This window comes from Marinobacterium sp. xm-m-312 (assembly GCF_013283295.1).
In the GTDB taxonomy this organism is placed as follows: domain Bacteria; phylum Pseudomonadota; class Gammaproteobacteria; order Pseudomonadales; family Balneatricaceae; genus Marinobacterium_E.
In genome coordinates, this window is the sequence record NZ_WBYS01000001.1 from 261,604 (window position 1) to 280,303 (window position 18,700).

The following is an 18,700-nucleotide window of genomic DNA, read 5'->3' on the forward strand; positions in this document are numbered from 1 at the left end:
GTTAATTATCTTTTTTAGGCTGAAGAACCATTTTGACACGCTGGCTTCCGCTCTCACTGCTAAAGGCTTTTACTTTAGAGTTCGCCATGTCGTAATTAATTTTGGCGCCAGTGAACTCGTCACCACCCTGAGTCACTCTGGCGTTCCCCGTAATTAACAGCAGTTGAGAGCTTACTGTGTAATCTAGAGTTGAGCCCGTTGCATAGGTAATCTCTTGGTCCAGTTGAGGGCGTTGTTCGAAGTAGGCTGGAGCACCTTTTGAGATAATCTGATTGATGGTGTCATCATTACCACGTAACAGATCGACGGTTTCACCTTTAAGCACCATTGATCCCTGGGTGATGATGACGTTGCCTGTGTATCGAGTGACTCCTTTGGCCTCATCAATATTAGCTGAGTCTGCCTCTACGTAGATGGGTTCGTCTCGATCGGTTGGCAGCGCTAAAGCTGATCCACTAAGAACAACTGTAAAGGCTAGAAATAGGTTACTGGTCAGTGCTCGAAGCGACATAGGCCCCCCTCACGGTTGAATGAAGATCTAAGGTGTTTAATTCCGTATTCAGTGTCATGCCAACCCCTTTGGTTGAACCCTGGTTGTTCAGAAATTCGACGGCTACATCACTGGTCGCCAGATTCTGTTCTGGAAAGTAGCTCAACTGCTCTGTGAAGAGTGCAGTGTCTTTCTCAGAATCTGGATTATGGTGAAGCTCTACACTGCCTTCAAGGTCTAGTTGACTGTTGTCGTCAGCAAAAAAGCCCAGATCAGCATTGATGGTGTGTTCAGTCGTGCCATCTTGGCGATAGCCTACTGAGAAAGGTGTTGTTAACTTCATCTGTTCTGAGTTAACTAAATGCTCTGCTCGCGGAGTGTGGGTGACAGAGCTTAGATTGCCCGCTTCAGACCAACGAGTAAGAGTGGCGTCTATTACAAAAAAATCAATTCTGTTCGGGTTCTCTTTTAGGAGTACGCCCTCTTCAATATCGCCTTGATTCAATAACAGTGTGAAGATCAAAAAAAGAGCAATCAACGTCGACGCAATGGCTAATCGAATTTTCGCTCTGAGATTAGTGATCACTTAAATCGCTCCAACGCGTTGTCTAGCGTACCTTGGCAAGCCATGATCAATTCACACAGCTCACGTGCAGCTCCGCGACCGCCTGATTGAGTCGTAATATGATCAGCGTTCTCTTTTACGAGCCAGTGACCGTTCGGAACGGTGACCCCAAAGCGTGCGGCTATAATGGCAGATAGGTCAGGTAAGTCATCGCCGATATAGGCCGTGTTTGAAGCGTTAAAACCGGTGTTTTTCCAAAGCTCTTGAAGCGCGGTCAATTTATCTTCTCGGCCTTGCTGTATGTAATTGATGCCCAGTGACTCAGCGCGTTGGATGACTTGATTAGATTGTCTACCGGTAATGATGGCGGTTTTTACGCCGGATTCCGTTAACAGCTTAATGCCAAGGCCGTCCAGTATATTGAAGCTCTTAATCTCACTGCCATCGGCTAGGAAGCTAAGATTGCCCTCGGTCAGTATGCCATCAACATCCATCACCAGTAGTTGAATGGGTTTGATTAGTGCTATCTGTTCTTCTGTTGGATTGGGACGCATTAGATGACCCCTGCTTTTAACATATCATGCATGTTCAATGCCCCAGCAACTCTCCCTGTCTCATCTAAAGCAATGAGTGCATTAATTTTTTTATCTTGCATGATCTGTAAAGCTTCGGCGGCCAACATCTCAGGCGTCACCGTTGTGAAACTCTTTGTCATGACAGAGTCGATTGAGGCTTGATTCAGATTAACGCCTTGGTCAATGGCACGGCGGAGGTCCCCGTCGGTAAAAATGCCAAGAGGTTGGAGTTCTTCATCCACAACGGTTGTCATTCCCAGGCGTTTTTGGGTGATCTCCAAAAGCGCTTCTTGAATGGGAGTGCCTGGTGCAACTGAGGGAACTTCGTCTCCAGAGTGCATTAAATCACTCACTTTCAACAGCAGTCGACGACCCAGCGCACCGCCGGGGTGTGAAAAGGCAAAATCTTCTGCACTAAATCCTCTCGCCTCTAAAAGAGCCGTTGCGATCGCATCGCCAAGCACCAGTTGTGCGGTTGTACTGGAGGTGGGGGCAAGATTAAGTGGGCAAGCTTCGCGTTCGATAGGGGTCACAAGGCTGATATCAGCACTGGTTGCCAACGCTGAATGGGGTTTAGAGGTGATTGAAATGAGCGTAATCCCTTTGCGTTTAAGCAGAGGTAAAATAGTAACGACTTCGTTGGATTCACCTGAGTTGGATAGGGCAATGACAACATCTTCTTTCGTGAACATGCCCAGATCGCCATGACTCGCCTCGCCTGGGTGCACAAAAAACGCGGGTGTTCCGGTGCTTGCTAGAGTTGCTGCTATTTTGGTGCCAATGTGCCCTGATTTGCCCATGCCAGTCACGATGACACGCCCTTTGCAGTTCAAAAGAGAGTGACAAGCTTGGTTGAACGCCTCTCCAAGAGAGTCATTTAGGGCTTGTATAGCCTCTTGCTCAATCGAGATGGTCTGTTTGCCTGCGCTCACGTAATCGAATCGAGTGGTATTGGAGTCGGACAAGGGTCGAGATCCTTAAGTTCGCGTTAATACTGTTTAATTTACAGTATATTACTGTTTTTATAAGTGACTGTCCGGTAAAGAGTCTCGATATTTTTCTCTTAATCTAAAGGTCTGCTTGATAAGCTATGTTTTTAGACTAGAATTCTACCAATATTTTCTATTTATTCATCGATAGGCACTGATGGCTCAATTAAATGATACACATATCGAAGTGAGTAATCTCAGCTTTTGGCGTGGTGAACGAAAGATCTTTGATGATCTATCGTTAACCATTCCTCGCGGCAAGATCACAGCGATCATGGGGCCCTCAGGAACGGGAAAAACGACCCTTCTTAAATTGATTGGGGGACAGCTTACGCCTGATCAGGGCTCGATTAGAGTCGACGGTGACAATGTTCACTCTCTTTCACGTCGCCGTCTCTTCGAGTTACGGGCAAAAATGGGGATGCTGTTTCAAAGCGGTGCTCTATTTACGGATATGTCAGTAGCTGAAAATGTCGCCTTTCCTTTAAGAGTTCACACAGATTTACCCGAAAGCGTTGTTCGAGATCTGGTTTTGATGAAGTTGAATGCTGTCGGCTTGCGAGGTGCCAGTGAACTTAAGCCAGCTGAGTTATCAGGGGGTATGGCAAGGCGGGCTGCATTAGCTAGGGCAATAGCCCTTGATCCGGATTTCTTGATGTATGACGAGCCCTTTGCAGGACAGGATCCTATTGCCATGGGCGTTCTGATTAATTTGATTTCTCGTTTGAACAGGGCGCTTGGTCATACATCAGTCATAGTCTCGCACGATATCCAAGAGACCTTGAGCATTGCAGACTACGTCTATCTTATCTCTGATGGGAAGGTGCTGGCTCAAGGTGCACCTGATCAACTCAATGGTTCTGAAGATCCGCGCGTTGAACAGTTCATGAAAGGTCGACCTGATGGCCCCGTTCCTTTCCACTTTCCAGCTCCCTCTTTCAAAGATCAGTTGTTTGGTGGCTCACAATGATTCAGTTTCTGCAACAATTGGGCGCTAAAACTCTTAATCGCGTGGCTGCAGTGGGTCGTGCAGGGCAGTTATTGAGTCAATCTCTAATTGCCAAGCCAGCACCTGTGATGATGTTGCCGCTGTTGGTTCGCCAGCTCTATTTCATTGGTGTGCTATCGCTGGTCATTATCATCGTATCGGGTCTGTTTATCGGAATGGTACTCGGTTTGCAGGGCTACACTATTCTGGTGGATTACGGTTCAGAACAGGCTGTTGGTCAGATGGTGGCGCTGTCGCTGGTTCGTGAGTTGGCCCCTGTGGTTACTGCACTGCTATTTGCTGGACGAGCGGGTTCCGCGGTCACTGCTGAAATTGGTTTGATGAAGGCGACCGAGCAGTTAGCCAGTTATGAGATGATTGGTGTCGATCCCATGCGACGCATTATTGCTCCGCGTCTTTGGGCAGGATTTATCAGTATGCCATTACTGTCTATGATCTTTGCAATCGTGGGTATCTGGGGTGGATCTTTAGTCGCTGTTGACTGGCTAGGTATTTTTTCTGGGAGTTTCTGGGCCAATATGCAGGCTTCAGTCAGTTTCTCTGAAGATGTTTTAAATGGTGTAATCAAATCGTTGGTATTTGGTTTTGTAGTGATCTGGATAGCTGTTTTTCAGGGTAATGATTGTGTGCCAACGTCAGAAGGCATTTCGCAGGCGACCACCCGAACAGTTGTCTACTCTTCGCTGGCTATATTAGGGTTGGACTTTCTTCTAACCGCAATGATGTTTGGAGATTTTTAATGCGTATTCGTGCCCTCGAAATCAGTGTTGGCGCACTTATCCTCGCCGGTATGTTGGCTCTTGTCGCTCTGGCAATAAATGTCAGCGGTTTAAACCTCTCTCAGAAGGGGACTGGCTACACCGTCTATGCTCGCTTTGACAATATTGGGGGTCTAACTGAGCGTGCAAAAGTCTCCATGAGCGGTGTTCAAATTGGTCAGGTTTCAGCTATTCGCATTGATCCTAAGCGCCTGATGGCCGAAGTGGAGATGCAGATCTTTGATGATGTTGACTACCTTAGCATTGATAGCTCAGCGCAAATTCTAACGGCAGGTCTTTTAGGGGAGAAGTACATCGGTATTACCCCTGGGTTTGAAGATGATCTTTTGGAAAATGGTATGACGATTGAAGATACGCAGTCAGCATTAGTACTTGAAGAGATTGTAGGTAAGTTCCTGTTTAATAAGGTGAGTGAGTAACATGTTAGGTCGTTTTATTTTTCTGACCGCACTTTGGTTGGGGGTGTTATCTCCTGCGCAGGCTAATTGGGACTCTGCCAGTCAGATCATGGAGACAGTGACTGCGGATATGCTCGCCTTGGTGAACGATGAGCGCCTTCGACAGCCAGAGAATATTGATGAGTTGATGGGCGAGATCGATAAGCTGGTCGGTGAGTCGGTTGATTTTGAGTACATTGCGAAATCGATCATGGGCAAATACTACCGCCGTGCCAGTGACAGAGAGGTTGCTGACTTCTCTGTCGTCGTGAAAAACACTCTGCTTAGGACCTATGCTAAAGCAGTTGTTGGGTTCAACTTTAAAGAGTTTGAAATCATCCCTCCAGTTGAGCAAAGCCCAGATCCCGATAAACAGATTGTTAATGTGAATGTCTCTGCGGAAGATGGAGCTGTTTACTCGCTTCTTTACTACATGGTTTACAAAGATGACCGTTGGTTATTGGTCAATGTGGTTGTTGATGGAATTAATCTGAGAATCACCTTCCGTAACCAATTTGCTGGCTTGATGGAGCAGCATGGAAAAATCGCTAAAGTGATTGAGCAGTGGTCTGAAGCGATGTCCGATAAAGTGTCAGGTGCCTAATGGATCCGGTGTTTAAGATTCAAGGTGAGTTGACTCGTAACACTTACAACCAAGTTGTTGAACAGGTTTGCTCTGCTATTGCTGCCGGAGCAAGCGCGATCGATCTATCTAATGTAACGAAAGTCGATAGTTGTGCGGTTGCGTTGTGGGTAGAGATCAAACGAAATAACGCCAATATTGAGTGGGCCAATCTTCCAACTCAGATGGAGACCATTGCGGACCTAGTGGGCGTTGATATTCAATAATCTGTAGTGTTCGTTTTGAATGCATTTATAGGGCCTTGATAGATGATATCAGGGCCCTTTTTCGTTATTATACGCGGCTAAATTTAAGGATTATCTGGAGATTACTATGCACGCCGATGAAGTGAAGCAACTGGTTGAGAGTCAGCTTGAGGGTTGTACGGTCCATACGGCGGGCGAAGGCTGTGATTTTCAGGTAACGGTTGTTGGTGAAATGTTCTCTGGAATGAGTCCGGTTAAGAAGCAGCAAGCGGTATACGCTTGTTTGACTGATCAAATTGCATCAGGTGCTATCCATGCTGTTTCCATTAAAACGTTTACTCCAGATCAGTGGGAGTCACAGCAGTAATTAATCTGCTTAGGTAATCAGATGGATAAATTAATCATTGAAGGTGGCGCTCGTTTAGACGGCGAAGTGTGGATCTCTGGTGCAAAGAACTCTGCACTACCGATTCTTGCTGCAACCCTAGTCGCCAGTGAGCCAGTCACTATATGCAACCTGCCACACCTGCATGACATCACCACCATGCTTGAACTGCTGCGTCGCATGGGCGTTGAACTTACTGTGGGCGATAAGATGAGTGTGGAGCTTGATCCCACTACAATCACCGAATTCACAGCACCTTATGAGCTGGTAAAAACCATGCGCGCATCAATTCTCGTGCTTGGCCCTCTGTTAGCGCGACATGGTCGTGCACAGGTTTCCCTGCCTGGTGGTTGTGCTATTGGTAGCCGTCCGGTCGATCTTCACCTGCGTGGCTTGGAAGCGATGGGGGCTCAGATTGAAGTCATGGATGGCTACATTGATGCTCGTGTTGATGGTCGCTTAAAAGGGGCTACGGTCTTTTTTGATACAGTGACGGTCACCGGTACCGAAAACATTCTATCAGCTGCCGTTTTGGCCGAAGGTGAAACGATTATTGAAAACGCGGCACGTGAACCCGAAGTGGTCGATCTAGCCAACTGCCTTATCGCTATGGGCGCTAAAATTTCAGGTGCTGGTACAGATACGATTCGTGTTCAGGGTGTAGAGACTCTTAAAGGGTGTACTCACTCAGTTATGCCGGATCGCATTGAGACCGGTACTTACCTAGTCGCTGGCGCTATCACTTCTGGTCGAGTGCGTACCCGTAATACTCGCGGTGATATTCTTGAAGCGGTTTTGAAAAAGCTTGAAGAGGCTGGTGCCAAGATTACACAAGGTGATGACTGGATCGAGCTGGATATGGAGGGCCGCCGTCCGAAAGCGGTCAGTGTTACTACAGCTCCATACCCGGCGTTTCCGACCGATATGCAAGCTCAATTTGCAGCGCTTAACAGCATTGCTGAAGGTGTGGGTCGCATTAAAGAGACTGTCTTTGAGAACCGATTTATGCATATCCAAGAGATGATTCGTCTTGGAATGAAAGTCGTTGTTGATGGCAACACTGCAACCATTGAAGGTGTAGAAAAACTTAAAGCGGCACCGGTTATGGCGACAGATCTTCGAGCATCAGCAAGTCTTGTACTCACTGGCTTGGTTGCAGAGGGCGAGACTCCAGTGGAACGTATCTACCACATTGACCGTGGCTATGAGTGTATCGAAGAGAAGATGCAGTCCTTAGGCGCTAAAATTCGCCGTGTACCCGCTTAATAATTGGATTAGTGATGAAAGAGCAATTAACCATAGCGCTGTCTAAAGGTCGAATTCTTGAAGAGACCCTACCGCTTTTTGCTGCAGCGGGCATAGAGCCGACTGAAGATATTTTTAAAAGCCGAAAGCTCATCTTTGATACTAATCACGAGAATATTAAGCTAGTAGTGATTCGTGCGACCGATGTTCCAACCTACGTTGAGTACGGTGGTGCTGACATGGGTGTTGCCGGGAAAGATGTTTTAATGGAGCACGGCGGGGCCGGACTCTACGAACCCTTAGATTTAGAGATCTCTACCTGCCAACTTCGCGTAGCAGGAATGAAAGATGCTGAAGCGGTTGAAGGTCGCATGCGTGTCGCTACCAAGTTCGTCAACGTGACTCGTGAATATTTTGCTCGTCAAGGACGTCAGGTCGACATTATTAAGTTATACGGCGCGATGGAGTTGGCTCCTATCATGGGTTTGGCCGATCGCATTGTAGACATCGTCGATACCGGTAACACATTACGTGCCAATGGCTTAGAAGCGATGGATCACATTGCTGATATCAGCTCTCGTCTCGTAGTAGGACAGCCCTCTATGAAGATGAAGTACGATCTGATTCAACCAATTCTTGATCAACTAACACAAGCGGTTATTGATAAACGTGGAAAGTAATATGACTTCTCAAGTTAAACGTCTTAAAAGTTCACAAGCCGATTTCGATCAGCAACTTGATGCGATGTTGGCTTGGGAGAGTGTCTCAGATAAAGCCGTCAATGAGCGAGTTGATGACATTATTGCGCAGGTTCGAGCTAGGGGTGATGAGGCGGTTGTTGAGTTAACCAATCGTTTTGATCGCACGACTGTATCTGAGATCTCTCAGTTAGAGATGTCAAAAGCTCGTTTGCAGCAGGCACTTGAGGCTATTTCTCCAGAACAGCGTAATGCACTTGAAGTGGCTGCTGATCGTGTGCGTTCATACCACGAACGACAGCTCTCTCACTCTTGGCAGTACGAAGAGGCTGACGGTACATTGTTAGGCCAGAAAGTAACCCCTATGGATCGCGTAGGTATCTACGTTCCTGGTGGTAAGGCGGCATACCCCTCTTCAGTTTTGATGAACGCAATGCCTGCGAAAGTAGCCGGTGTTGAAGAGATTGTCATGGTTGTGCCGACGCCGGATGGTGTTATCAATGAGATGGTTTTAGCCGCCGCAGCGATTGCTGGCGTCGATCGTGTCTTTACAATCGGTGGCGCACAAGCCGTTGCTGCTCTCGCTTATGGAACACAGACAGTGCCTCGAGTCGATAAAATAGTTGGTCCAGGTAACATCTATGTTGCTACAGCTAAGCGTGCGGTCTTTGGTGCTGTTGGTATCGATATGATTGCAGGACCTTCGGAAATTCTTGTGATTTGCGATGGCAAAACGGCCCCAGATTGGGTTGCGATGGATCTCTTCTCTCAAGCGGAGCATGATGAAGACGCTCAGCCTATTTTGATCGCAACCGATGCCGCTTACATTGATCGTGTTGAACAGAGTATTGCCAAATTACTGCCTACTCTTGAGCGTGAGCAGATTATTTCAGCATCTTTAGCAGATCGTGCTCTATTGATTGAAGTTGCTGATTTGGATGAAGCGGCTGCACTCTCTAATAGAATTGCGCCAGAGCACCTTGAACTCTCTGTTGAAGACCCTGTCGCCTTGACTGAGAAGATTAAGCACGCTGGTGCCATCTTTATGGGTCGCTATACGGCAGAGGCTCTAGGTGATTATTGTGCGGGTCCGAACCACGTTCTGCCTACTTCAGGTACTGCGCGATTCAGTTCACCATTGGGAGTCTACGATTTCCAGAAACGCTCTTCACTGATCATGTTCTCTGCTGAGGGTGCATCAGAGATGGGCAAGGTTGCTTCTGTTCTAGCGCGAGGAGAGGGGCTAACAGCTCACGCTCGCTCTGCTGAGTACCGAATTAAGGACAACACTTAACTTAGTCTCCAAGCTGATGGTTATCGGCTTGGAGGTCTCTCACTGGTTGTCACCTCAAGTACCAACTCTTTGTTGTCCCTAAAGATCTTCATCTCTGTTACATCACCCGGTTTAACGCGAGCAATCTGATTCATTGATGCGACTCCGGAACCTTTAACGGGTTCACCGTTGATCGCTAATAAAACGTCACCCGGTTGTAGGCCTGCCAGCTCCGCAGGACTATTGCGATAGATGCCGGTTAACAACAAACCTTTGATGTCTCCTCTCAGACCAGAGGCCTCCGCCTCATTTGGAAGCATCGGACGAGCTTCCACGCCTACCCAGCCGCGAATGACTCGGCCATAACGGACTAGATTGGATAGCACATCTATGACTTGTTCCGTTGGAATGGCAAAGCCAATGCCCTGTGAGCCACCTGATTTAGAAAAAATGGCAGTATTGATGCCAACCAGATCGCCGGTAGCCGTGATCAGTGCACCACCGGAGTTGCCTGGATTAATAGCAGCATCGGTTTGAATAAAGTCCTCATAGGTATTCAGCCCTAAACTGTGTCTGTCCATGCCAGAGATAATTCCTTGGGTAACGGTTTGCCCAACACCGAAAGGGTTTCCGATGGCCAGAACAACATCACCGATCGCTACACTGCTGGTTGGAAGCAGTGTTATGCCGGGTAGATTCTCCAGGTTTACTTTTAACAGTGCCAAATCTGATTCTGGATCGGTGCCGACAATGGAAGCCACTGCCTCACGTCCATCAATTAACGAAACGATGATCTGTTCAGCAGCAGCTACAACGTGGTTATTGGTCATGACGAAACCATCTTTGCTGATAATAACGCCAGAACCTAAACTTTGAGGAAGTGAAATCTGGTTGTTCTCATTAGTCTCTAAAGAGCGTCCATAAATACTGACAACCGATGGCGCTGCCTTCTTCACGGCTTCAGAGTAGCTTGTAATCAATTGCGGCCCAGCTTGATCTGCGGGTGTGTTGATCAGCTTAATTTCGGTACTGTTAGAACCGCTGAGCTGTGGGAAGAATTGAACGATCAATACTGCCGCTAGAATGCCAGCCAGTGTTGGCCAAACCAAGGTGTTCAGATACTTGCCCATGTTAAATTGCTCTTACCAGCTTGTAATGATTACTGATTATAAGGCGATAGCGGGGTAAGATGTAACTTGAACACTATTTTTCTAAGAGGTATCCAGTGTCTGTCGCGTTGAAAGATATTGTCAGTTACTGCAACGACTATTTATCCGTTGATCGGTTTAAAGACTACTGCCCCAATGGATTGCAAGTTGAGGGTAAGAGAAATGTCTCGAAAATTGTCAGTGGTGTTACAGCAAGCCAAGCGTTGATTGATGCGGCAGTTGAAGCCGGTGCTGATCTTCTGTTGGTTCACCATGGCTACTTTTGGAAAGGGGAGGCGGAGCCATTAACCGGTATCAAAGGCAATCGCATTCGATCCCTTATGAAAAATGATATCAGCCTACTGGCTTATCATCTGCCTCTCGATGCGCATCCTGTAGTGGGAAACAATGCTCAGTTGGCTGAGATCATCGGCATGCAGATAGAAGATGGCATGGATCAGGGTAACCCGTTCAGCGTGGGAAATGTCGGGTCAATATCACAACCGATGAGTGCTCAAGCGTTTTCAGATTTAGTCTCCACAAAGCTGAGCCGTCAGGCTGAATTGGTGCTGGGTGACGATCGTTCTGTGCAACGCATTGCCTGGTGCACCGGATCGGCAGAACGCATGATAGAGCGTGCTGATCAGCTTGGGGCTGACCTTTTCATTAGTGGCGAGATCTCTGAGCCAGTGGTTCATTATGCCAGAGAAGCGGGTATTCACTACCTGTCAGCTGGACATCACGCGACGGAGCGTTACGGTGCAAAAGCGCTGGGAGAGCATTTGTCGAATGCTTTTGGTATCGAACATCAATTTATCGATATCGATAACCCCGCCTGATTTTGACTGGCTAATTAGCAATAAAAAAGAGCGCTTAGGCGCTCTTTTCGTCTCGGTTGTAAACCTTGGCGGGGTCCGCTGGGTTCTCAACAATTTCAGAGTGAAGTCCAAAGCTATCTGACAGTGTGCCAGGTTCATCTTCTCTCTTCGGAGCATAGTCTAGTGGCATTGATAGAGTCGGTGGCTCTGCTTGAGTGCTAGAAGCTGTAGACTTGTCTTCCAGTTGGCTGCCTGCACTGCTTTTTAGACTAGCAACCAGTTTTTCATCACGAACCAGTGTTTCAGCACTTTCGGCTAAATGCTGGTGCACTTTTTGGTATTGGTTGGTTAAGCCGTTCACAAGTTCAGCCGTCTTGCTGAAATGTTGGTTAACTTCATCACGGTAGCGCTCTAAATCAAGCTGAGCCTTCTCAAGATCGTTCGCAAGTTGTACTTCGCGTGAACCGTTACTGCCACTGCGGCCAAACAAGAAACCCAATAAAGTACCGATAATAAGCGCAGCGATTGCAATAACCCAAACAGTATTCTGATCCACGTTAACTCCTTTGTGTGACTCGAACTCTATCCGATAAGAATAAATGAAAGTCGCGCTAAAGCCCATGCTAAACTTGAGGCTTAATTCAATTATTGCTCAGTAATAAGTATTAATGAGGCTAGTTTTGCTGCTGCGCTTTCTGATTATTCTACTCATTCCTGCTTCGGCTCTAGCAGACCTTCGGTTGGTGGTGTTGTCGCCGGACCTTACTGAAAATATTTATGCACTGGGAAAAGGGGGGTGGGTTGTTGGTAGGGTATCTGCCGCGGATTACCCTAAAGAGATTTTAGATGTTCAAGTGATAGGGGACTACCAATCGCTCGATGCCGAAGCGATTGTGAAGTTAGATCCCGATTATGTATTGGCTTGGCAGGGGGGTAACCCCGAACGGCAGTTAACTTACCTTGAATCTCTGGGTCTGAATTTGATCAGGATTAAAGGCGATACTCTCACTGAGATACCTGCTCAGTTAACGGAGTTGGGTAGATTGCTCAATGCAGAGGCAGAGGCGAGTAATTTGATTGCCGAGTTTAATCGCCGCTTGGCCAGCAGCGCCGTCAAGGTAAAAGAGCCTAAGAGAGTTTTTTACCAACTATGGTCAGATCCGATGCTCACGCTTAACGCCCAATCGGTTGTTTCAGAAGCTGTGGATCATTGCGGTGGAGTCAATGTATTCAAAGATCGGCCTGAAATGGCACCGCAAGTCAGTATTGAATCGGTCATCGGTATGAATCCAGAGCTGATTTTAGCATCCGATGGTCTTCCCGATGCTTGGCAAGAGGCTTGGCAGCAGTGGCCATTTCTTGATGCGGTTAGGCACCAGAATCTCTATAAAATCAATTCTGATTATCTACATCGTTTGACGATGAGAACTTTGGATGGAGTGGATGAGGTCTGTGAAATTTTGAGTCGCTTGGATTAACCACTACTCTGTTGCTTCATCTTTAGGTTTGTCGATCATTCCATCGATAAACGATTTGGTGTTTTCCCAAGCCTTTTTACCCAGATCTTTAGCTTGATCAGCCGTAAATCCTTCAATAAAGGATTTTGACTCTTCTAGTGCTTCTTCACCAAACTCTTTCGCTTTACCCGCCCCGATTTTAGCCGAACAGAGAGTTCTTTCAGCAACGCAACGCGAGATACAACCCGCTTTTTCAGCATCATTGGTAATGAAGCGAAGTTTACAGGATGCTTCGCACACATCTTGATCAAACGCACAGTCTGCAAAACTGGTTGTGCTGAAGGTAAGAAGCGTAAGAAAAGCCAGAAGGCGCATGGTTGGGTTCTCGATAGATTAATTTTTAGGTGAACGTTGTTGCCAGAGTATCTCTTCTTGTCCATCGCGTCGAGCTAGGACTCTGCCTAGTACAAACAGCAGATCCGACAGGCGGTTTATATAGGCTATGGCTTGCGGATTGACGCTACTCTCCTGTGCTAGCTCCACCAAGCCGCGTTCAGCTCGCCGGCAGACCGCTCGGGCGAGATGAGTGTGAGCCGCTTCAGGTGTTCCGCCTGGAAGAATGAAATTCTCTAGTGTTGGGAGGGTGTCGTTGTAGTGATCCAACACCTCTTCAAGCCAATTAACCATCTCGGGTGAAATAACCACATAGCTGTCATCAGCAATGGCAATCTCACCACCAAGATCGAACAGATCGTTTTGAATTCTGCGAAAGGTTGGCGATAGATCATCAGCTTCTGAAAGGTGTGAATCGATCACACCAATCAGACTATTTAGCTCATCAACAGTACCCATCGCTTCAACACGAGGATGTGTCTTATGCACTTCTGCACCAGTGGCGAGGCGGGTAGTCCCTTTATCGCCAGTGCGTGTATAGATTTTGGTAAGTCGATTAGCCATATTTTTACCATTAAAAGCTGTAAGTTAACGTTGCTTCAAAGTATCTGCCGCGGCCATTGTAATCATAAGCAACCTGATAATCTTCATCTAAAACATTATCCACTTTTAAAGAGACTTTCATTGAATCTGTATAGTTTTTTATCAAGCCTAAATTGATTGTTGTCGAGGCTGGCAAATGACCGTTACTACCGTATGTTTTTAATCGATTTATCCAATTTAGTGATGAATTAATACTGAAATCGCTCGCTATATCTTGGTTGTAGGATAAAACGAAATTATCCATTGGACGCTCATCCAGTTGGTTGCCGTTTGCATCTTTAGTTTGTGTGAATGAGTAAGATGCAGATAAATCAGCCGATGCCCATCTCTGTTTTAGTGAAATCTCTGTGCCTTCGCTGGTCGCTTTGGCTACGTTTTTCATGCCACCAGAAGAGTATTGAATAAGGTTTTTAAAGTCATTTTTAAAAAATACGATTTCAGAAGTGAAGGAGCTGTTAATTAGATTTCTAACCCCAACTTCAGTTGATTTAACCTCTTCTGGTTTAAGGTCCGTATTACCGTAAACTGGATCTAAGTCTGAGAAGGTTGGTGCGGAAAAGGCTGTTTTCATTGAGCCGAAAATAGATGCCATTTCATTTAAATTATAATTAAATCCTGTCGACCAAGTGTTATTGGTTCCCCATTGATCGTGATTTTCATGGCGAACGGTACCTTCAATAACCAAGTCTTCAATCGTGTGCTCAGCACCCAAATAGAAACCTTTGGTTATGTAATCACCGCTACCGTAGGTGCTACTTCCATACTCTCTTCTTAAATCAACTCCCCCATGAAGGCTGGTTGTTTTAGAGAGTCCATAAATTGCGGAGGTGTTCCACTCATTTGTATCAATGAGAGTCTTGCGAGCATCAGCAGGTTTATTCAACCGCTCGTTCTCCGTTCTACTTAACTTTGAATCAACAGAAAATTGGCTCGTTGTATGTTTGAGTCCAAGACTTAAATATTTAGTTGTATATTCAGTCTCATTATTACTCCAAGAGTAGGAATCGGTGTAGTCATACTGATTTGTTCCCTTCCAAAAACCAGTATCTAAATTGACCGTTGTTGCATTGCTTAATGATTTAGAAAGATAAACATCAATATTCTGTTTTTTGTAACCATCGCCATCGTTATCACCGCGAATGATAGATGTGTGGGTGTCGAAGCCTCCGGTCTTTTCATTGGCTATAACCATTTTGCTTTCAAAACTGTCGTCGCCACGTTTGAACTCGATTTTCTCTTTTAAAGTGTTTTGAGAGCCCGCAGTTATGATTACTTTGTTGCTGTTAGTTTCTGCACCAAAATCTTTAGTAAATATCTGAATGACACCGCCAATTGCATCCGCACCGTATTTGCTCGACAACCCACCACGCACTACCTCGATTCGTTCAATTGAATCTAGAGGTATATTTTCTAGTTCGGCACGGCCATCATTTGTCGATGTAAGTCTTCTGCCATCCATAAGAACAATGCTGTGGTTTGATGATGTTCCACGCAAATAAACTTTAGCTTGCGAACCATTCCCACCAAATCGCTGGATATACACTCCAGCCATTGATTCTAGTGCTTCACTCAAAGAGGAGAATTGTCCGCTTTCAAGTTCCTCACTGGTTAAAATAGATATCGCTTGAGGTGTGGTCGCAATAGAAGAAGTTATTCTTTTTGCGGTCACTGTAACTTTTAACGGGTCAACTGTTTCAGCAGCCGCAAAAGAGGAGACAGTCGACGCTGCCAGTAATAGGGTCGTAAATAATTTCATGATCTCTCTCGATGCGCCCACCGCGCATGGTTGGATGGAATTGAGAGTGGGCCGGTATCCGGGCTTGGAGGTCTCTATCTCAACGCCTTCCCAGCTGTCGCCAGTGGCATGATGTTGAAATAACCGTCCTTACCGTTGCGGGGGCAGCGTCAGTTTTTCACTGAACTTCCCGTTTAACCCTATTAAAGGGCACCTACTCCGATGAGTGACGCGCATTGTAGCAGTGCGACTTGGTAAGGCAACTTGAATCGATTCAAGCGATGTTGAATGGCATTCACTCTGTTAGCGTTCGGTAAGCGTTAGGCTTTGGATGGTATTAAACATCTCTTGGTTATAGGGAACATCGACGGCGTACTTTTTAGCGAGATCCACAATGGCCCCGTTAATATGCTCAACTTCAGTGCGTCGACCCTTTGCGACATCCTGCAACATGGATGATCGGTTTTTAGAGGTTAATTCGGTAACGCTTCTAACTTCATCAATGAGAGGGGTTTGACGATCAACCCCCATCTTGATCTCAAGCCGCTCAATTTCCTCTGCCAGGTTGGTTGTCACTGTTGCCCGCTTCTCAGTCGAAAATATTTCGCCGTTAGTGCATTGATGGATAGCAGTGACAGGATTTATACAGCAGTTTATCGCGACTTTTCGCCATAGGATGGTATCGATATCATCGATCCAGTCGGCCCCACAAATCGGTGATACTTTATTATCTACTTTTTTATTAAGGCTTCCGATTAGCGTAGTGCCATTTGCCGCATGAACCGTATGGAAAGGGGCTAGATTAAAAGCACCATCGGTCGTACTGGCAAATAAAATGTTGTGATCTGGAAAGGTCTCTTGAATCGTCTGTTGTACGCCGTAGCCATTGATCATAACGACGATGGTGGCATCGCTCGCTAACTGATTCTTAACCCTGTTAATGGCATCAAGTGCATCAAACGCTTTAGTAGTGATTAGTATATGTGTAATGGTGTCTGAGAGATTTTCTGCGCAGGTCGCTTTGCATTGAACCACTCTCAACTCTTTATTAGGGCTCTCAACACGAAGTGATTGTCCATTGCGATTGAATGCGTCGACCTGCTCAGAGGAGCGGAGTACTAGTGTAATCGCTTCGCCTTGTCGATGTAATCGATCAGCCCAAAGGCTGCCAATCGCACCGGCACCAATTATATGCCAAGTCACACGTACCACTCCTAATGAAAAAAGGTATTATATCGACCATTCATTCGTTTTAAGAGAGGAGAGGGCGATGCCATCGTTCGATATTGTTTCTGAAGTAGATTCTCATGAAGTGGCTAATGCGGTCGATCAAGCGAATCGTGAGATCTCAACACGTTTTGACTTTAAGGGCGTGGATGCCAGTTTTGAGCTAGACGGTGAATCGGTTAAAGCGGTAGCTGAAGCGGACTTCCAGTTAAAGCAGATGATCGATGTGCTTCGAGCTAAGTTGGTTAATCGCAAGATCGATCCAAACTGCATGGACATTCAAAAAGCTGAGCAGAATGGTAAACAGGCTCGCCAGACGATTGTTCTTAAGCAAGGTCTAGATCAGGCGGCGAACAAGAAGCTAGGTAAATTGATCAAGGACTCAAAGCTAAAAGTTCAGACTCAAGTGCAAGGCGAACAACTGCGTGTCACCGGTAAGAAACGTGATGACCTTCAAGCGGTCATGGCGCTGCTGCGTGAGTCAGATTTTGAACTGCCTTTACAGTACAAAAACTTCCGCGACTAGAGGTTACGCTCAATAAAAAAGCGACGTCTGAAAAGAGGTCGCTTTTTTGTTTCTTAAGAGTCGTGATCAGCTTTGCTCACGTTGATTCTGTTCTAGAGTCTTAGCTTGAGCTACCTCCAGTTTGTCGCGCAGCATCCACAGCATGACCAGTGATGGAATGACCATCAAGAAGGTGATGATAAAGAACAGTGACCAGTTACCATCAAGGCCATCTACCATGGTGCCACTGAAGCTCGCCAGCGTTGTACGACCGAGGTTACCCAACGACGCGAGTAGGGCGTATTGAGTGGCACTGAACGCTCGTCCTGTCAGTGCTGTTAGGAAGGCTACAAAGGCAACTGTTGAGAAGGCGGTAGTAAAGTTATCGACGATAATAGTTGCTGCAAACAGCCACTCTACTGGCCCAACTTCTGCTATCAGTGCGAACATTAAGTTAGATGCACCCATTGCGATACCACCAATCATAAGCCCTTTAAGCACACCAAAGCGAACGTTGATGGCACTGCCGATGAGTGTGAACACTACCGTCGCGATCCAGCCTAGCATCTTGGTGTATTCACCAATCTGCTCGTTTGTAAAGCCAACCTCTTTATAGAAGACCACTGACATCCGGCCCAAGAAAGCCTCGCCAATCTTAAACATAAAGATAAAGGCGATTAGTGTGATGGCTACCGACAGACCGTTTCGGCGAATAAAATCGGCAAAGGGTTCAATGACCGTAACTGCGAACCAGCTGGCGAAGCGACCTAAACCAAAGCGGTTTTGGTAGTTCTCTTCCAGTTTGCTCTGAAGGTTGGAGCGGCGATCGACTGGCTCACCCACTAACAGAGTAAATACCATTAATAGGCCCATGATCACTGCCATAACACCGAAGACACCATTCCAGCCCATTGAGTCGGCATTAACGAAGGCTAGGTAGCCTGGAAGCGAGTAGCCAGTCCACCAGCCGACAACGGCCATAGCTGAAGCGGGCGGCATCTTCGTGGTTTCATTGATATCAAACTGGTCGATACGGAAAGCGTCAACTGCAATGTCTTGGGTGGCCGATGCAATGGCGATCATCAATGCGATCAGTGAGATGTAGAGCATACCCGGCACTTTGCCAGACTCTGTGGTTGGTTCTCCCATCGCGGAATAGGCACTGCTTGGGTCTGCCTGAGTGATCAGCAGAATCATAAACAGCATGATGCCCTGACATAAAAATATCCAAGAGCGGCGTTGTCCTAAACGGCTTAAAACAGGCAGGCGAACACGATCGACCAAAGGGGCCCATAAAAAGTTAAATGCATAGACGGCAAAGATCGAACCGAAGAAACCGATGGCGGTTCGAGATAGGCCCTCATCTTTGAGCCAACCGCTCATGTTGGAGCCGATTAGAACCCAGGGGAAGCCGGAGCTACACCCCATCAAGAAGACCCAAAGTAGGCGCTTATCTTTATAAACTCGAAGGGTATCGATCCAGTTTGTTAACATTTTTTATAGCATCCTTAAAACTTAAAGTTGATGCTATCAATTCGTGT

At 46.6% G+C, this 18,700-nt stretch carries 23 protein-coding genes and 1 riboswitch; of the genes, 12 read left to right on the forward strand and 11 right to left on the reverse strand.

What is annotated here, in order from left to right:
* Position 1: 1 nt before the first annotated feature.
* Genes lptA through XMM312_RS01335 form a run of 4 tightly spaced genes read right to left on the reverse strand, consistent with a single transcriptional unit; the run spans position 2 to position 2,595 of the window.
* On the reverse strand, positions 2–511 hold the full coding sequence (gene lptA, locus XMM312_RS01320) for a lipopolysaccharide transport periplasmic protein LptA (RefSeq protein WP_173483318.1): 510 nt from the start codon (positions 509–511) through the stop codon (positions 2–4).
* Entirely contained in the window at positions 486–1,076 is a 591-nt protein-coding gene (gene lptC / locus XMM312_RS01325; RefSeq protein WP_173480518.1) for an LPS export ABC transporter periplasmic protein LptC, read from the reverse strand. Before lptC ends, lptA begins: the two co-directional genes overlap by 26 nt.
* Entirely contained in the window at positions 1,073–1,609 is a 537-nt protein-coding gene (locus XMM312_RS01330) for an HAD family hydrolase (protein ID WP_173480519.1), read from the reverse strand. Before XMM312_RS01330 ends, lptC begins: the two co-directional genes overlap by 4 nt.
* Positions 1,609–2,595 carry a KpsF/GutQ family sugar-phosphate isomerase gene (locus XMM312_RS01335; protein ID WP_173480520.1) on the reverse strand — a complete coding sequence of 329 codons (987 nt, stop codon included), beginning with the start codon at positions 2,593–2,595 and terminating at the stop codon, positions 1,609–1,611. The genes XMM312_RS01330 and XMM312_RS01335 overlap by 1 nt, the downstream gene beginning before the upstream one ends.
* 181 nt (positions 2,596–2,776) lie before the next feature.
* Between XMM312_RS01335 and XMM312_RS01340 the strand changes: the two genes are divergently transcribed.
* The 9 genes from XMM312_RS01340 to hisD all read left to right on the forward strand — a co-directional run bounded on the left by XMM312_RS01340 (position 2,777) and on the right by hisD (position 9,294).
* Positions 2,777–3,589, forward strand: coding sequence for an ATP-binding cassette domain-containing protein (locus tag XMM312_RS01340; RefSeq protein WP_173480521.1), 813 nt, complete (start codon positions 2,777–2,779; stop codon positions 3,587–3,589).
* The gene (gene mlaE, locus XMM312_RS01345; RefSeq protein WP_173480522.1) at positions 3,586–4,368 is read left to right on the forward strand and encodes a lipid asymmetry maintenance ABC transporter permease subunit MlaE; all 783 of its coding nucleotides are present in this window, start codon (positions 3,586–3,588) and stop codon (positions 4,366–4,368) included. Before XMM312_RS01340 ends, mlaE begins: the two co-directional genes overlap by 4 nt.
* Positions 4,368–4,826 (forward strand): outer membrane lipid asymmetry maintenance protein MlaD, encoded by a 459-nt coding sequence (mlaD, locus tag XMM312_RS01350; RefSeq protein ID WP_173488570.1) that lies wholly within the window; start codon positions 4,368–4,370, stop codon positions 4,824–4,826. Before mlaE ends, mlaD begins: the two co-directional genes overlap by 1 nt.
* 1 nt (position 4,827) lies before the next feature.
* Entirely contained in the window at positions 4,828–5,448 is a 621-nt protein-coding gene (locus XMM312_RS01355) for a phospholipid-binding protein MlaC (RefSeq protein WP_173488571.1), read from the forward strand.
* The gene (locus XMM312_RS01360; protein WP_173480525.1) at positions 5,448–5,693 is read left to right on the forward strand and encodes a lipid asymmetry maintenance protein MlaB; all 246 of its coding nucleotides are present in this window, start codon (positions 5,448–5,450) and stop codon (positions 5,691–5,693) included. Before XMM312_RS01355 ends, XMM312_RS01360 begins: the two co-directional genes overlap by 1 nt.
* 106 nt (positions 5,694–5,799) lie before the next feature.
* The gene (locus XMM312_RS01365; RefSeq protein WP_173480526.1) at positions 5,800–6,039 is read left to right on the forward strand and encodes a BolA family protein; all 240 of its coding nucleotides are present in this window, start codon (positions 5,800–5,802) and stop codon (positions 6,037–6,039) included.
* Positions 6,040–6,060: 21 nt separating this feature from the next.
* Positions 6,061–7,323 carry a UDP-N-acetylglucosamine 1-carboxyvinyltransferase gene (gene murA, locus XMM312_RS01370; RefSeq protein WP_173488572.1) on the forward strand — a complete coding sequence of 421 codons (1,263 nt, stop codon included), beginning with the start codon at positions 6,061–6,063 and terminating at the stop codon, positions 7,321–7,323.
* A gap of 14 nt (positions 7,324–7,337) precedes the next feature.
* Positions 7,338–7,982: an ATP phosphoribosyltransferase gene (hisG, locus tag XMM312_RS01375; protein ID WP_173480528.1), complete on the forward strand. Its 645-nt coding sequence runs from the start codon at positions 7,338–7,340 to the stop codon at positions 7,980–7,982.
* A 1-nt stretch (position 7,983) separates the two neighbouring features.
* Positions 7,984–9,294, forward strand: a complete 1,311-nt coding sequence (gene hisD / locus XMM312_RS01380; protein ID WP_173488573.1) for a histidinol dehydrogenase — start codon at positions 7,984–7,986, stop codon at positions 9,292–9,294.
* 20 nt (positions 9,295–9,314) lie between these two features.
* Here hisD and XMM312_RS01385 read toward each other — a convergent pair whose 3' ends face one another.
* Positions 9,315–10,403 (reverse strand): S1C family serine protease, encoded by a 1,089-nt coding sequence (locus XMM312_RS01385; RefSeq protein ID WP_173488574.1) that lies wholly within the window; start codon positions 10,401–10,403, stop codon positions 9,315–9,317.
* A gap of 95 nt (positions 10,404–10,498) precedes the next feature.
* Between XMM312_RS01385 and XMM312_RS01390 the strand changes: the two genes are divergently transcribed.
* Positions 10,499–11,260, forward strand: coding sequence for a Nif3-like dinuclear metal center hexameric protein (locus XMM312_RS01390; RefSeq protein ID WP_173488575.1), 762 nt, complete (start codon positions 10,499–10,501; stop codon positions 11,258–11,260).
* A gap of 34 nt (positions 11,261–11,294) precedes the next feature.
* Here the strand turns inward: XMM312_RS01390 and XMM312_RS01395 are convergent, their stop codons facing one another.
* Positions 11,295–11,795 carry a ZapG family protein gene (locus tag XMM312_RS01395; protein WP_173480532.1) on the reverse strand — a complete coding sequence of 167 codons (501 nt, stop codon included), beginning with the start codon at positions 11,793–11,795 and terminating at the stop codon, positions 11,295–11,297.
* A gap of 124 nt (positions 11,796–11,919) precedes the next feature.
* On the opposite strand from XMM312_RS01395, the gene XMM312_RS01400 reads away from it, so the two are divergent.
* Positions 11,920–12,717 (forward strand): helical backbone metal receptor, encoded by a 798-nt coding sequence (locus XMM312_RS01400; RefSeq protein WP_173480533.1) that lies wholly within the window; start codon positions 11,920–11,922, stop codon positions 12,715–12,717.
* Positions 12,718–12,720: 3 nt separating this feature from the next.
* Here XMM312_RS01400 and XMM312_RS01405 read toward each other — a convergent pair whose 3' ends face one another.
* The 4 genes from XMM312_RS01405 to XMM312_RS01420 form a co-directional block, all read right to left on the reverse strand.
* Positions 12,721–13,071 (reverse strand): hypothetical protein, encoded by a 351-nt coding sequence (locus XMM312_RS01405; protein WP_173483927.1) that lies wholly within the window; start codon positions 13,069–13,071, stop codon positions 12,721–12,723.
* An 18-nt stretch (positions 13,072–13,089) separates the two neighbouring features.
* Positions 13,090–13,653: a cob(I)yrinic acid a,c-diamide adenosyltransferase gene (locus XMM312_RS01410; RefSeq protein ID WP_173480535.1), complete on the reverse strand. Its 564-nt coding sequence runs from the start codon at positions 13,651–13,653 to the stop codon at positions 13,090–13,092.
* Between the two features lie 10 nt (positions 13,654–13,663).
* Positions 13,664–15,448 (reverse strand): TonB-dependent siderophore receptor, encoded by a 1,785-nt coding sequence (locus XMM312_RS01415; RefSeq protein ID WP_173488576.1) that lies wholly within the window; start codon positions 15,446–15,448, stop codon positions 13,664–13,666.
* A gap of 31 nt (positions 15,449–15,479) precedes the next feature.
* Positions 15,480–15,660: riboswitch (cobalamin riboswitch) on the reverse strand.
* Between the two features lie 70 nt (positions 15,661–15,730).
* Positions 15,731–16,630, reverse strand: coding sequence for a ketopantoate reductase family protein (locus XMM312_RS01420; protein WP_173488577.1), 900 nt, complete (start codon positions 16,628–16,630; stop codon positions 15,731–15,733).
* A 67-nt stretch (positions 16,631–16,697) separates the two neighbouring features.
* Here XMM312_RS01420 and XMM312_RS01425 point away from each other — a divergent pair, with 67 nt between their 5' ends.
* Positions 16,698–17,180 carry a YajQ family cyclic di-GMP-binding protein gene (locus XMM312_RS01425; RefSeq protein ID WP_173480538.1) on the forward strand — a complete coding sequence of 161 codons (483 nt, stop codon included), beginning with the start codon at positions 16,698–16,700 and terminating at the stop codon, positions 17,178–17,180.
* Positions 17,181–17,246: 66 nt separating this feature from the next.
* Here the strand turns inward: XMM312_RS01425 and XMM312_RS01430 are convergent, their stop codons facing one another.
* Entirely contained in the window at positions 17,247–18,653 is a 1,407-nt protein-coding gene (locus XMM312_RS01430; protein ID WP_173488578.1) for an MFS transporter, read from the reverse strand.
* Positions 18,654–18,700 lie beyond the last annotated feature (47 nt).

Coding starts and splice junctions, on each gene's coding strand:
- lptA (WP_173483318.1), bottom strand. CDS start 511: ATGTCGCTTCGAGCACTGACCAGTAACCTATTTCTAGCCTTTACAGTT.
- XMM312_RS01330 (WP_173480519.1), bottom strand. CDS start 1,609: ATGCGTCCCAATCCAACAGAAGAACAGATAGCACTAATCAAACCCATT.
- XMM312_RS01340 (WP_173480521.1), top strand. CDS start 2,777: ATGGCTCAATTAAATGATACACATATCGAAGTGAGTAATCTCAGCTTT.
- mlaE (WP_173480522.1), top strand. CDS start 3,586: ATGATTCAGTTTCTGCAACAATTGGGCGCTAAAACTCTTAATCGCGTG.
- mlaD (WP_173488570.1), top strand. CDS start 4,368: ATGCGTATTCGTGCCCTCGAAATCAGTGTTGGCGCACTTATCCTCGCC.
- XMM312_RS01355 (WP_173488571.1), top strand. CDS start 4,828: ATGTTAGGTCGTTTTATTTTTCTGACCGCACTTTGGTTGGGGGTGTTA.
- XMM312_RS01360 (WP_173480525.1), top strand. CDS start 5,448: ATGGATCCGGTGTTTAAGATTCAAGGTGAGTTGACTCGTAACACTTAC.
- XMM312_RS01365 (WP_173480526.1), top strand. CDS start 5,800: ATGCACGCCGATGAAGTGAAGCAACTGGTTGAGAGTCAGCTTGAGGGT.
- murA (WP_173488572.1), top strand. CDS start 6,061: ATGGATAAATTAATCATTGAAGGTGGCGCTCGTTTAGACGGCGAAGTG.
- hisG (WP_173480528.1), top strand. CDS start 7,338: ATGAAAGAGCAATTAACCATAGCGCTGTCTAAAGGTCGAATTCTTGAA.
- hisD (WP_173488573.1), top strand. CDS start 7,984: ATGACTTCTCAAGTTAAACGTCTTAAAAGTTCACAAGCCGATTTCGAT.
- XMM312_RS01385 (WP_173488574.1), bottom strand. CDS start 10,403: ATGGGCAAGTATCTGAACACCTTGGTTTGGCCAACACTGGCTGGCATT.
- XMM312_RS01405 (WP_173483927.1), bottom strand. CDS start 13,071: ATGCGCCTTCTGGCTTTTCTTACGCTTCTTACCTTCAGCACAACCAGT.
- XMM312_RS01410 (WP_173480535.1), bottom strand. CDS start 13,653: ATGGCTAATCGACTTACCAAAATCTATACACGCACTGGCGATAAAGGG.
- XMM312_RS01415 (WP_173488576.1), bottom strand. CDS start 15,448: ATGAAATTATTTACGACCCTATTACTGGCAGCGTCGACTGTCTCCTCT.
- XMM312_RS01425 (WP_173480538.1), top strand. CDS start 16,698: ATGCCATCGTTCGATATTGTTTCTGAAGTAGATTCTCATGAAGTGGCT.
- XMM312_RS01430 (WP_173488578.1), bottom strand. CDS start 18,653: ATGTTAACAAACTGGATCGATACCCTTCGAGTTTATAAAGATAAGCGC.